This is a genomic window from Pseudoxanthomonas sp., assembly GCF_036845285.1.
Lineage (GTDB): Bacteria > Pseudomonadota > Gammaproteobacteria > Xanthomonadales > Xanthomonadaceae > Pseudoxanthomonas_A.
Genome location: NZ_DAIUEE010000016.1, coordinates 59,487 through 72,144, shown reverse-complemented (window position 1 = coordinate 72,144; position 12,658 = coordinate 59,487). Strand labels below are relative to the sequence as shown.

At 60.7% G+C, this 12,658-nt stretch carries 12 protein-coding genes; 3 read left to right on the top strand and 9 right to left on the bottom strand.

Annotated features, from left to right (window positions below; genetic code table 11):
• On the bottom strand, window positions 1–632 hold a 632-nt coding region (locus tag V7060_RS16530), incomplete at its 3' end, for a transposase zinc-binding domain-containing protein (protein ID WP_334180338.1).
• 1,160 nt (window positions 633–1,792) lie between these two features.
• Here V7060_RS16530 and V7060_RS16525 point away from each other — a divergent pair.
• Window positions 1,793–2,230: a hypothetical protein gene (locus tag V7060_RS16525; protein ID WP_334180337.1), complete on the top strand. Its 438-nt coding sequence runs from the start codon at window positions 1,793–1,795 to the stop codon at window positions 2,228–2,230.
• A gap of 221 nt (window positions 2,231–2,451) precedes the next feature.
• On the opposite strand, the gene V7060_RS16520 is transcribed toward V7060_RS16525, so the two are convergent.
• The 3 genes from V7060_RS16520 to V7060_RS16510 form a co-directional block, all read right to left on the bottom strand.
• A complete protein-coding gene (locus V7060_RS16520; RefSeq protein WP_334180336.1) occupies window positions 2,452–3,213 on the bottom strand; it encodes an SseB family protein in 762 nt (253 codons plus the stop codon).
• Window positions 3,214–3,215: 2 nt separating this feature from the next.
• Window positions 3,216–3,488: a BPSL0761 family protein gene (locus V7060_RS16515; RefSeq protein ID WP_334180335.1), complete on the bottom strand. Its 273-nt coding sequence runs from the start codon at window positions 3,486–3,488 to the stop codon at window positions 3,216–3,218.
• A gap of 74 nt (window positions 3,489–3,562) precedes the next feature.
• Window positions 3,563–4,435 carry a DNA-binding protein gene (locus tag V7060_RS16510; protein ID WP_334180334.1) on the bottom strand — a complete coding sequence of 291 codons (873 nt, stop codon included), beginning with the start codon at window positions 4,433–4,435 and terminating at the stop codon, window positions 3,563–3,565.
• A gap of 109 nt (window positions 4,436–4,544) precedes the next feature.
• Between V7060_RS16510 and V7060_RS16505 the strand changes: the two genes are divergently transcribed.
• A complete protein-coding gene (locus V7060_RS16505; protein ID WP_334180333.1) occupies window positions 4,545–5,657 on the top strand; it encodes a site-specific integrase in 1,113 nt (370 codons plus the stop codon).
• A 22-nt stretch (window positions 5,658–5,679) separates the two neighbouring features.
• Here V7060_RS16505 and V7060_RS16500 read toward each other — a convergent pair whose 3' ends face one another.
• Entirely contained in the window at window positions 5,680–6,033 is a 354-nt protein-coding gene (locus tag V7060_RS16500) for a helix-turn-helix transcriptional regulator (RefSeq protein ID WP_334180332.1), read from the bottom strand.
• 267 nt (window positions 6,034–6,300) lie between these two features.
• Between V7060_RS16500 and V7060_RS16495 the strand changes: the two genes are divergently transcribed.
• The gene (locus V7060_RS16495) at window positions 6,301–6,939 is read left to right on the top strand and encodes a hypothetical protein (protein ID WP_334180331.1); all 639 of its coding nucleotides are present in this window, start codon (window positions 6,301–6,303) and stop codon (window positions 6,937–6,939) included.
• Window positions 6,940–7,121: 182 nt separating this feature from the next.
• On the opposite strand, the gene V7060_RS16490 is transcribed toward V7060_RS16495, so the two are convergent.
• The 4 genes from V7060_RS16490 to V7060_RS16475 all read right to left on the bottom strand — a co-directional run bounded on the left by V7060_RS16490 (window position 7,122) and on the right by V7060_RS16475 (window position 12,574).
• Window positions 7,122–8,921, bottom strand: a complete 1,800-nt coding sequence (locus V7060_RS16490) for a P-loop NTPase fold protein (protein WP_334180330.1) — start codon at window positions 8,919–8,921, stop codon at window positions 7,122–7,124.
• Window positions 8,922–9,147: 226 nt separating this feature from the next.
• Window positions 9,148–11,082 (bottom strand): hypothetical protein, encoded by a 1,935-nt coding sequence (locus V7060_RS16485; RefSeq protein ID WP_334180329.1) that lies wholly within the window; start codon window positions 11,080–11,082, stop codon window positions 9,148–9,150.
• A 2-nt stretch (window positions 11,083–11,084) separates the two neighbouring features.
• Window positions 11,085–11,897, bottom strand: a complete 813-nt coding sequence (locus tag V7060_RS16480) for a PP2C family serine/threonine-protein phosphatase (RefSeq protein WP_334180328.1) — start codon at window positions 11,895–11,897, stop codon at window positions 11,085–11,087.
• Window positions 11,897–12,574 carry a VWA domain-containing protein gene (locus tag V7060_RS16475; protein ID WP_334180327.1) on the bottom strand — a complete coding sequence of 226 codons (678 nt, stop codon included), beginning with the start codon at window positions 12,572–12,574 and terminating at the stop codon, window positions 11,897–11,899. The genes V7060_RS16480 and V7060_RS16475 overlap by 1 nt, the downstream gene beginning before the upstream one ends.
• Window positions 12,575–12,658 lie beyond the last annotated feature (84 nt).

Sequence of the window (12,658 nt, the reverse complement as noted above, 5' to 3'; positions counted from 1 at the left end):
GACGCAGTGCGTTCTTCATACACGCCGTCCAGCCACAGCATGTGCAGGTGCACGTTGAGGTTGAGCGCGCTGCCGAAACGCTGGATCAGCGTCACCGCGCCGCTGCGCGCCGCGCGGCGTTCCACCCCGGCCTGATCGGCCAGCCAGCCCGCGATCGCGCGCTGCACGAGGCCCAGCACCGGGCCCAAGGCCTCGGGTTGGCTGGCGAACAGGAAGCGCAGCGGATACGGAAAGCTCAGCACCCACTGCCGCACCGGACGTTCGCCGAACACCTCTTCCACCAGATGCCGCGCGCTTTCGGCCATGCGCCGCGCGCCGCAGCTCGGGCACAGGCCGCGCTTCTTGCACGAGAACGCGACCAGCCGTTCCGCATGGCACTGTTCGCACACCACACGCAGGAACCCGTGCTCCAGCACGCCGCAACGCAGATACTCATCGAACTCGGCGCGCACGTAGTCCGGCACGGGACGGTCGTGCGCGGCTTGGCGTTCGAGGAACTCCGGGTAATGCGCCTGCACCAGCGCGTACAGCAGCGTGCGCTCGGGCGCGTGGCGGGCGTAACGCGATGCGGGCGACGCCGCGTCCGCTCCATCCGGCGCCGTCCACCGCACCGCCGCGGCGAGAGCCGGCATGGAACGGGCCTGGGCAGGGTCGGCTGCACAGGGTTGCGGCCGGCGTCATCGACGCGCATCGGCGGATTGCGGACCGACGGATGCGACATCGCCGCGATGCCGGGTGCGACATCTCCCAGTCGCGCCGCCCGCCCCGCCCGCTTGCGTCCCCCCGCCCCGCGCCGCCATCCTGCGCGCCTGCATTCGCCCGGAACTCTGCTTCGCTCCAGAAGCGGAACTTCAATGGATTGCTGAGGTTGACTTGGAGGCTGCTGCGGTTCATGAGCGACGCTGCGCTGCCCTTCGATTTTCCGCGGTGTCACCAAGGCGACTTCAGCGAGTCTTGAGGCGCGAGTTTTGCGCCACACTTCTTCGCCGATCAACTTCCCATCTTCTACATGGAGCAACAAGTCCTCTTTTTCGTAGATGTTGGCAAATTCATGGACATTTTTCCCACGCGGCAAGCGCAGCGTTCCGGTGTACCAGTGAGCGAAAACACGCTTGGGAAAGTCGGGAAAAATGGTGGCAAGGGAGGCGAGCCCACCGCCCGCCAAGTACCCCCAAAGCCTGATCAGATAGAGGCGATCATCCCGGATTACCCACGTTCCGAGGTGGCCGCGCCACAGGTCGGATGCCCGCAGAAGCTGAGGCAAACTACTACCGGCAACTCGCCAGTCCCGCCGCGATGGCGGCGTGACTTAAACCAAACAGCCTCCACGGAAGCCGGGGCGGTTCAGTGATCTGGCAAGGGCGTGAGTGACGTTCGAACGGTGATGCACGAGGTTTGTAAATGAGGACTGAGCTGGATCGCTTACTCGCACGCATCACACGCGAGCCGGCGTACGGACCATCGTTCTTTAGGGCGCTGCTTCACGAGCGCGGGGCTGACCGTTGCACGGGTCTAAAGGCGGCCGCCGAAAAGTGGCTGCCTTTTCTTGGCGCGTCAATCAGTGCGGCCCAGCTCTGTTGGCGTACGAAACAGCACGGAAAGGTTTGTTGGCGGCGTCCCACGCCAACCACGCCGCTGATCTGACCGGCGGGGTCAATCAAATCAACTGATTGGTCTTTGCAGGTGTAAAGGCGGTGAACACTAGACCACTTCAGGAAATGTCACAGCTTTACTGGACGGCCTTGGTTCTCGCACGTCGCAGCCTGATGCCGCCCCGATTTGGAACGGATCCATGACCTCAAGTCCAGGCGTGCCTGACCCAACATCGATCTTAGCGATGGCCGCAGCACGGCGCACCGAGCTGTCCAGGAACTGGGCCACGGCAGAAGACCTTGGCGAGGGCGCTACCGAGATGCGGAAGTCTGGGCAGCTGCTCGGGGTGTATCTCACCGACCCCCAGCCCCACTACCGATTCCCCGCGTGGCAGTTTCAGCAAGACGGATGGCCCGTTGCTCACTTCTCAGAGATGCTGCGCATCATGCGGGACCACGGCAGCTACCTCGACAAGGACCGCTCGCCCACCGGCTGGAGTGAAGTCGAATGGTTTCTTACCCCGCATGTGCTTCTCAACGGGGAGTGTCCGGCCGAGGTGCTCGCACACGATCCGCAGGCTGTACTTGAGGCGGCCCGCATTGAGTTCATTGAAGATGGCAATGCGGGTGGGTTCTAACTCACATATTCAGCTACTGCGTCCCGCTTCTACACTCCTGAGCCTTAAGAAGGCGCCGACAGCCGCCTGACCCATCGCAGCAGTTCCTCGTGCGGAATCGTCCGTCCGGCGTCGACGTCGGCCAAACCTTCTCGAGTCCGGCGATCCTTCTCTTCTGCGGTCAATTCCGGAAGGAGTGCTAGTAGCTTTTCTTCGGGGCTCATGGGATGGGTGAGTTGCGCTCAGGTGGGTGCGATTCTCGTGAAGATGGGCAAGATCCGGGGATCATCGAGGCCCGCCGGCAAAGGCTGCGAGACGTCGTGGACCGCCACGTCGATGATGACGTCCACCTCGGCGCACAGGGGCTGTATGGCAGTGGTCACCAGACGGGCGGCCCGCTCGGCGAAGGCCAGGTCGACCACCAGCCAGATCAACAGCCCCGGTGGCTGTTCGGTGCCCGCTGACGCGTGCGTTTCCAACAGATACGCCGACGACACGAAGGTGGCGTGCTCGAGGCTGCGGCTAATGGCAGGAGCGAGCCAAGCCGGTGCACCGATGGCAGGTCCCACCACGAACTCCGCCGGCGCCAGCCGTTCTACCCTGGCCAGAAAGCCCCTATCCAGCCACGTCGCGATTTCCTCCGGATAGAGGACAACGCCACCGTCGTTGGGATTGAGCATCAAGGTGGCCCCGCGCGTACCGGATAGCAGCTCACGGCCGGACACGCCCAGAATTTTGACCGCCGCCGAGCTGGCTACCTGCGCCTTGCCGAGCGAGGTAAAGAAAGGGATCGCATCGAACCCGTCAGGATGGCGGAACTGGACCAGTCGCGGTGTTCGCGCATCGTCCGACACCGGCGCATGCACGTACACGATCGCATCCATCAGCCGCTTGATGAAGGCGCGTTCCTCGCTCGCGCTGTCACGGGCGCGTTCAAACGAAGCCTCCAGCGCCGCTTCGGCCGCCGTGGCCCCGCTTCCCCGCGGCCTGCTCGATCGCTTCATCGTCAGAGGCGATGGGGGCCGAGCGGGTAGCCGCGGAACCAGTCCGGCTCGATCTGACTGGTCAGGTAGGGCCGCACGAAGGCCGACTGGGTCAGCGTGCGCAACCGTTCCTCGTGCTCGGCAATGGCCTCGATATCGCTGACGGTGGGATAGTGGCGTAGCAGGCGGTAGGCCTCTTGCCGCACCTGTTTCGGCACGGCCTGGCTGGCGGCCAGCTGCCTGAGGAAGGCTCCCGCTTGCAGCACATGCCGCGTGCGCTCGTCCGGCAGCGTCATCGCTGAGCTCCACCATCCAGTACTAAGGAATTCTTAGCTTACCTGCGAAGCGAGAGGCGAGCCAGCGCCCGGCGTCAGCTCGCGGGCGCGCGACGGCGGGCGCTCGTGGCCGTCTTCTTTGCAGGGCGCGCTTTCGATGGCGCCGCGGCAGCAAGCGCGTGCACGCGGGCCTGGGCTGCGGCACTGCTGCGCTCGGCCGCGTGCTGGGCTTTCTCCGCGGCCCGCTGGGCTTGCTCGGCGGCGCGCAACGCGCTGGCATGCTCGCGCGCCTGCGTACTGAGCTGGGTCTTGGTCGCCTTGAGCTCCTGCCGCAGCCGATCGATCTCGGTGTAGGCGCGATCTTCGCTCTGGCGTAGATGCGCCTGCAGCGCCTCACGCTCGCGCGTGGCCGTGCTCCGCTCCTGCTCGGCCTGGGTGAGCGCGGCCTGCAGCTGTGCGTGCTGCGCGGCCTCGCGCTGGGCGGCCTCCTCCAGGTGCCGCTGCAGCTGGCGGACCTGGCCGCTGAGATCGCTGGCGCGTTGCTCGCTGATGGCCAGCGCGGCCGTCGCGGCCTGGGCCTCGGCGGTGGCCTGCTGCTGGGCCGCCTGGGCTTGGGCTACCGCTTCGCGTTCGGTGGCGAGGCGCGCATCGACGGTGGCCACTACCTGTGCCAAGGCCGCCCGCTCCGGGGCGATGTCGGCCTCCGCCAGAGTGCGCCCCGCCTGCAAGGCCAGCTCCCACACCTGGGCCAACGCGACGCCGACGTCCTCGGGCACGGCCGGCAGCGTCAGCCGGTGCTGCACACGCGCGGCCAACTGGGCCCACCAGGCGTCCAGTAGCGGCCCAATCGTGTTCGGCGAGCCGCGACCCAGACGCAGGCGCACGCGCTCGACCGTGGGACGCTCGCCGGCGCTAAGCAAGGCGTCGGCCGCCTCGAATACCTCGGTTTCCTGTACGCCTCTGGCCATTTTCACTGCCTCCTACGCGCGCGCCCTGCCCCGTTGCCGATCTACAGCCGATAAGGGATAGTTATCGGAAGTAGATGCCCTATTCCATATAAAGTAATACATACGACATATGAAATCTAACACACTCGTTGCGCGTCCCGACGACCTCCCTGCCCTCGCCCCGGACCGGCTGGCGGCGCACGCCGCCGAGGCCGTACGCGAGCTGCTGGCCGAGGCCGCGGCCGCTAACACCACGCGCAGCTATGCCAGTGCGTTGCGCTACTGGGCGGCTTGGTTCCAAGGCCGGTTCGGTCAGCCGATCACGCTGCCCGTACCGGAACCTGCCGTGGTCCAGTTTGTGGTCGACCATCTGGCCCGTCGCGGCAAGGCCGGCCTGGCCTGGGAGCTGCCGCCTGCGCTGGATGCGCAGCTGGTGGCTGCCGGCCTGAAGCAGAAAGCCGGCGCCTTCAAGCTCAGCACCGTCGTGCACCGCGTGGCCGTGCTCTCGGCCGCCCACCAGGCGCACAAGGCAGCCAACCCTTGCGAATCACCGGCGGTACGCCAGTTGCTTAAGCGCGGGCGCCGGGCCTCGGTCAAACGCGGCGAGCGGCCGCACAAGAAGACTGCCATCACCCGTCCTGAGCTCGAGGCGCTGCTGGCCACCTGTGACGACTCGCTGGAGGGCCTGCGCGATGCGGCGCTGCTGCTGTTCGGCTTTGCCAGTGGCGGGCGCCGGCGCAGCGAGATCGCCGCGGCCGACTGGCAGGACCTGCGCCGCATCAACGACGGAGCCTTCGTCTACCGCCTGGAGCACAGCAAGACCCAGCAGGCCGGCCCCAGTGCCAGCGCCACGCCCGACAAGCCGGTGCTGGGCCGCGCCGGCGCCGCACTCGAGGCGTGGCTGCGCGCGGCCAACATCACTGAGGGCCCCCTCTTCCGCCGCCTCTGGGGCGAGCGCGTGGGTCCGGGGCTGTCATCCAAGTCCGTGGCCGCCATCGTCCAGCGGCGGGCGCTGCTGGCCGGCTTGAATGGGGACTTTGCCGGGCACAGCCTGCGCTCGGGCTTCATTACCGAGGGTGGCCGTCAGGGCATCGCCCTGCCCGCCCTAATGGCCCTGACCGAGCATCGCTCGGTGGCTCAGGCGATCGGCTACTTCCAGGCCGGTGAGGCAACTCACAACCCCGCCGCGACCCTGCTTGAGGGCGATCCGGTGCTGCCCATCCCCGGCTCGCCGCAGGCCTGAGTAATGCGGGTCGATCGCGCCGTTAGCGGCTGGGCGCCTTTTTTGCGGGCTTTCCGCGGGGCGCTTTTTCCAGGCTCTTCAGTAAGGCCTTCTTCTTACTGACCGACAGGCCGTTCCATTGCAGCAACAGCTGCGCCAGCAACTCGTCCTCGGTGTAGAAAAACGCTGGTGGCACGCCCAAGGCGTCCGCCAGCTGCTTAGCCGTCTTCAATTGGGGCTCGTGCTTGCCCCGTTCGTACTGGTTGATGCGGGGAGAGGCCACGGAAGGATCCATGCCGGCAAGAAGGCCCAGCTGTGTCTGCGACAAGCCCGCGCGCTCACGCGCAAAGGCAAGCCTTTGAGCAAAAACCGGGTGTTCAGCTGTCCGCCTGGCCACGTTCGCTCCCTCTTGGAGCAATAAGCATGGCGAAATGACGGGCACTTGGATACTAAGATATTCTTAGAGGGTGGGCAATGCCAATGCCCGCCCCTCCCCGGGATTGCCCGCCTGGTGGCCTTTGTACGATCCATGAGAAAAGCAAAGCCGTACTCGGCCAGTTCGCCCCGCCCCGACGGCCCTACCTTGCCCGACGTGGGTCACCTGGGAGGTCGTGCGGCGCTCTATCTCTTGGCGTTGGTGCGCGCCCACCACTCACGCAAGCGCGTGGCACCTACCGCCAAAGGCAGCGACGCGGTGTTGTCTGCGCTCTCCACACTGGGGTTGATCCAAGTCGATTCTGGACTGGAGGGCCCTGTTGTCTCTGGGCATAGGCCGGCATGGTCGTATACGTGGTCAGCGCTAAAGTTCGAGGAGCTGGAAAAGTGCCTCACAGACTATCTATTGCAGCGCGGGCGCGAACCGGAATATGCCGTGACTTGGTTGCGGGTATGGCAGGAGTTGCTGCCGCAGGAGGTAATGGCGTATCTGGAGCATCAACTTCGCCTGCATCATTTTTCCGATGTCTACCTGGGGGAGCTTGCACGGTTGCAGATGCCCCACGATGTTAATTACAGCCTCGGACATTGGCGCTATGCGTGTTGGGCGTCCGTCAGAAGCATGGCGTCGGTATCCCTGCAGTACCCGGGCAATGCCGAAATTTTGAAGTTCACTCTTGGGAGCGAGCTTCCTCGACGCCTGAAGATGGCGCAGGGGTCAAAGGAGGGGAAACTTTGCTTCTCGGCTTCCCACACATTGCCTGACAGTGCATTGACAACAGTATTTGCGAACATCGCCACAAATCTAGGCGACCAATTCTGGATGGTGCCCCCCTCGATGACGGCAATCGAGCATCCGCCTAGCTAAATCATCGGATCGAAAACTACGACAGCAGGCTACCGCGTGTGTTACTCCAAACCGACTACCGGACTACCAGTGTCAAAAAAGCATCTCTGGAAGATGACTATCTTGGATCTGACTCTTGCCCAGAACTCCTGCGTGAAGCAGAGGCGGGGCGCGAACCTCTCCCCTCCCCCACTTCATATGGATCACGCATGAGAACGCAGCGCGGCACTATCCTTATCCATCTTGTCAGCAAATGTTCGCAGCAGGCGAGCGAGAATGTGCAACTCTGAGTCGAGGACCGGCATGGGGCGGCGCTTCTCGATGTGAGTTTCAATTTTATCTGCTAGTTCTCGTGCGAAATGCGCCTCTACAGCAACAAACTGTACTGCGTTGACTACTCTAAGGTGTGAGCTGAAAAGTGAGTAGACTCTCTGAATTGCTGGAGAACCGGCGGTCTTGAGTTGCGAGAAGAACCAGTCAACATCAGTGTCATCAGCGAATACCACCTGTAGACGGTCTTGGGAAGGTGATCCCTTACCAGTAAGCAAGCCATTGACTGCTGCTTGGCGATGTCGGCCCTGTTCAACATTCTTTACCGCTTCACTTACCTCTTCGGCGAGTTTAATCACCGTCTGTTCGTCGGGACTATACGCGCTTGGCCAAACTTCAAATTCGCCTGAATCTACCTGTTCGGGATTTTCACGCCATCTGGCTAGAGTTCCTAGCACCTCTTGCGTCCATTCCTGAGGAGTGAATGTGGTGATGTGATTCTCCGCAAGATAGTAGACAGTGCGAAACACTTGGAAGAGGTGTGCCAATACTGCTGGCTTACCATCGATAGCGGCAGCACGCAATCGCGTGATCGCCTGTTGCACATCCGTATCATTTTGCTTGTAGTGGTGGCGTAACAGGTCTAAGTCATCGACTTCGCACTCCTCGGTGTCAAGGAGGCCAAAATCTGCGATGAGAGCGTTTGGATCGAACACTTCACCCTTAGCTAGCGCAATGAACGCCTTAGAATTCGGCCAGTTGTATGCAGCGTCTTCCAGTCCCAAGCCATACAGCAGATCTGACAATCTCTTAATGTCATCGTCCTCATCACGGGTATCGCGGCGTGTGTCTTCGCTTTGATTTCTCCTGGCCATAGATATAGCCATCCCAATGTCACCTTGAAAGGCTCGCACAAGTAGTTGCATGTTGCTGGGGGAACGGGCGATCGCAACGGCCCAAAAGAGCATCGCTGACGGGAGACTGCTGCTCATAACGCGCTCAGCTGTCGCGGCCGGCATTTCGCGGACTACAGCCTCAAGCTCAGTCAGAAGAAATCGAACCGTGCGTAGATTCGCAAGCTTCGCTCCCACGATAAGATTTACCAAAACTTCCATGCCACCGTCTAAAACACGACGGGACTGTGCAGTTCCAAAGCCTTTCACCACTTGATCACAGAACTCACGGATGGTTGGCGAAACGACGACCGTTTTCCCAACAATTCGCTCCTTGTACGCGGCGTATCCCTCTAGGTTAGCAAGCGCCCGATCTTCATCTGCAATAAGGATGCAGTGGACGCCGCTCCCATCAAGAAGGTTGACAATAAATCCAAAAAGAGCCGGAAACGCACCTGCGAATCTCTCTACATCGTCGATGCAAACCACCGACTTTCCGGGGAATATGTCAGCCTTTAGTTTGATGTCTTTGGGGTCGACCTTCACTACTCTCAGAAGTGCTTTGCCGATTATCGCGCCTGCTTCTCCTATCACCGAGTTCGCAAGTGGTGCTAGTGACGCAGTGAGAAGTGCGTCTTCAAGATCGGCAGAAGTCTGCAATCCTGCCGCAGATATCGTTACTGCATGCAGGCCCTCTAGTTGACTGGCGTACCGGGTCCAGAAGAAGGACTTTCCTGCACCCCAGGGTCCAGAGAGTAGAAGTGCGTAGCCTGGCGGGACATTGCGGAGATACGAGTCGATTACTTGCATGGTAAAGGTCATTTTTCTAAGAAATTTCACGCAGCGTATCGCGATGCAAGGCTGAGTGAAAATGGGGGTGGGCAGCCTGGCGAAGGCGTCGGGAAACCTTGTTTAGCAGTCGGTTTCCGGATCGCAACGCTGTTTCCTTCCAGAAGTGGACATAGGGAAGGCTTCTTTTAACCTCAGCGGCGACGCTGTTTGGAGGGTCGGCCACGGCGTCGTCCCCGCCTCGCTCAGAATGTGGGCAAGATTCGCTGGGGGCGGGCTAGCGCACATGCTCGTAGTCAGCTTTGGCCTGTGCCAACTCGTGCATTGCTTTGTTCAGGGCTTCTTGAACTGCTTGCCGACGCGCCAAGATGCTCGCGCGCAGTTGGCTAAGTACACTGGGAGCCTTTCTCAGTTCTTCCTGAAGCTCTGCTCTTCTGACCCCAATTGTGCGATCAAGGTCCGCCACTTGCCTTGGATCGACGCTCGAGTTCGGATCAAACCGAAAGCCTCGCTCCAACTTTGATCTCCAGTCTATAAGCCGACCGGTCAGGGCTGGGCCAAATCCGGGAACATTCATAACAGCGTTGAAATTTACGTCTGCTGCGGTTTCAATATTCCAAGACTCAAGCGAGTCAATCTTTGCTCGTCCAATGCCGGAAATTTTGGCCTTGTAGATCTGAAAGCCATCCAAGTAACGATGGAGCGCATCCTGACGTCGACGTGAAATCAATGCCGCATAGCGCTGCTCACGCAGTGCTTTGAGGCCAACCAACTCGTCACGAACTTTCTGCAGTTGGGCGAGCTTGTCACTGAACGCGCTAGAGGGCCCATCGGCCGCCCACTTCTTGGCCAACGCCTCGTGATTACGGTAAGCGTTCTCGTATCTCACTTTTAAAGTGTTGCCGCCATCGCCTGTGGAGACACCATTGGTCCACCGACCGGTGAACCATGCTGCGATCAGCCAAGGAATCCAGAAATTCACATTGATCCAGAGGCCGAAGCACAAAGTCACCGCCGCCGCGGCATACCCAAGGACTTTCCAGCGAGACCGGTCGGCCTTGAGTTCAATGGCAGCGGCAGAAGGACTTGCCGTTGGCAACTGGAAAGCTGACGGCACGTGGGGTGGTGGCGCAACGCTCTTAATCTGTGCCCACACGACCTCTAAGTTGAACGCACCGCCCGTGGTCGGAATTACGAACCCCGTGGGCACCGGAAACAAAAGCACCCCTATCTGTTCGATAGGACACCAGGGGCATTTTCCGTATGGCCCGTAGTAGTAGTGAGCTGGGTTATTAGTGCAGCGAGCGAAGGATTGCTCGAGCTTAGTCAGCACCCGGACCCAGTCTCGGGCCGATGGCCTTCCATTAGGTGCGACGCCCGCCCGTCCGAAAGCTCGCTCCCAGAGATCCACGACCGCAGGTGACGCTACCGCTACAGGTGCCGTATTTGGTGGCACCTGCATACCGGTGGAGGCTGTGTCTCTGGAGTACGCATACCTGAACTGGCCGATGGCCTTATCAGTGGGCATATCCTCAGGGCCGCGGTACCTGCCGGCGAATGGATGCCGACCCATCATCAATAGCTGAAATATGAGGACAGCTAAGCCGAAGTTATCGTGGTTCTGACTCCGAACCGTGTCCTTGAACGGTTTTCCTTGCAGTTCGGCGGGGGTGAAGTTGTCGACACCCACTTCGCACACAAAGGTCTTTGAGCCCTGTGTGACCTGGAAGCTATCGCAATCGATAAGTTTGACGGTCGCATCCTGTGCAACACGCACGCCACCATGATTGACGTCCCCTACCAAACAGCCTGCTTCATGCAATACAGCAAAGGCTTTTGCCGTGTTGAGGGAAGCTCGTACCAGCATCCGCCAATCTGATTTCGGGAAATCAGCTAACCGACTTCGAGGGCTATAGAGCGCGTGGATATCCTTTGACGCGGCCATATTGGCCATGACAAAGCCAGCTACCTTGCCGCCAGGCGATTTGAGTACCTCTATAGGCCAAGCAGTCAACGAGTCGAGTGCGGGGGTTCGCAATGACTGCATCGCAATAAGCTTTGCAGATCGCTCAGCAGAGGCCTCTTTGAGGTAGATCTTGGCTACCCTCTCAGGGCTTCCGACAATCTCAAATACAGCACCCTCGCCGCCGCGACCGAGCTGGCGTCCGAGCCTCACCGGGCCCTGACTTCCGTTTACCTGAGGCGCACTCATGGCTACGCCTCAATGACGACGAGTGCACGAGATGGTGCTTTGACAAGCCGACTGGCGATCAGAAGCGTCTTGTCATCATCCGTCCGGGAGCAGACTTTGTCCGACTCCAAGTACGCTTTCAATTGCTCAGATAGCCCCTTATCCAAGCCGGCTTGGGGCCGGGTTCGTACAGGACCAAAGATCATGTCAAAGAAGGGGCCATGAACCGTCTGGGTCGAGTACTGGAGAACCAGGCTCTCTATGCCGTCGGTGAATGCAGCCACTTCGTGGATAACACTGCTAGCGACATCAAACTCGAACTTTTTCAGTGCCACCGGATCAGTGATGAATACAGTCGTATTGATGTACTCGCCGTGCTGCGGCCAGAACACGTAGGCCCAGCCGTCGCTGTCGGATCTCACCACGATCGCACCATCACCCACCTGGATATAAGCGGTGTGGGTCGGTGATATCAATGCTGCCAGCAGCGTGCATGCGTACTCACGCGTACTGGATTCTGTTTCTGCGGCGGCGCGTACAATCACGGCCGCCGCGTTCTCAAGCCAACCCAGTGCAATGTCTCGCGTCAGATCACTGACTCTCTTTCCATCACTGAAATAGAGTCGGATGCAATCTAGGAGCTCTTGGCACGCTAGCTGAGACCCCACATCCGAATGCGCCGCGCTTCCTGCGCCATCGGATGCCACCAGCACCAGTACTTCCTCGACGCCGGCAATCAAATCGAACGCGTGCGAGTCCTGGCAAGGCAGGTCGCCTTTTACGTGCGAAGTACCTCTGACCGACGTCGCGGCCGCGCGCCATCCCTGGAGCTTCATTACACCGTCGCCCAGCCCTCAGGCGCTGCGGGGTTCTCGAGCGGCACCGCGTCACCTGGCGTCGAACGCGAGACGGCACTCATGGAGTTCGACAGCCATTGGAAAAGTTCTCGGAACTGGAGACCCTTCAAACTAAGTGGATCTCGCACAGAAATTTGGCGAAGAATCTCCATATTCGCGCCCTGGATGCCTACTGCGAAGAACTGGAAGTTCTTGGAAGCTTCGCCTTCTCGAACCAGCTGGGCGGCACGCTGCCAGGAATCGGTCGGTGCACCATCGGTGATGAGGAAAACCCACGGGCGGTAGTAGGAGACACCGTTGTGACGATACGTCGACTTGCGCTGCGCGATCATCTCCAAGCCTTGCTCGATGGCGGCGCCCATCGGGGTGTCTCCCGTCGTGGTGAGGCTGGGCGGATAGAATGCGTCCGCAGTGACGAAATCGGTAGCGACCTGCACAGGCCCGAAGGTGACGATGGCAACCTCTACGCGCTTGGCGGCCATGGCATCGGATGCCAGCTCATCCTTGAATTGGACCAACCCAGCGTTGAGCTCATTAATGGGCGCGCCCTGCATGGAGCCAGACGTATCGAGCAACAGTAAGCACGGGCAGCGGTTTTCAGGATTGTCAGCAAATGTCGGGTCGCTAAAAGGGACCTGGTCGAATTCGTTCGTCATGTGCCCTCCCCAGGGCGATATTGAAGTTCTAGTCTATATCGGTGATCGACGGTGAGGCCAGATGCATTGCCGCCGACAATCAGG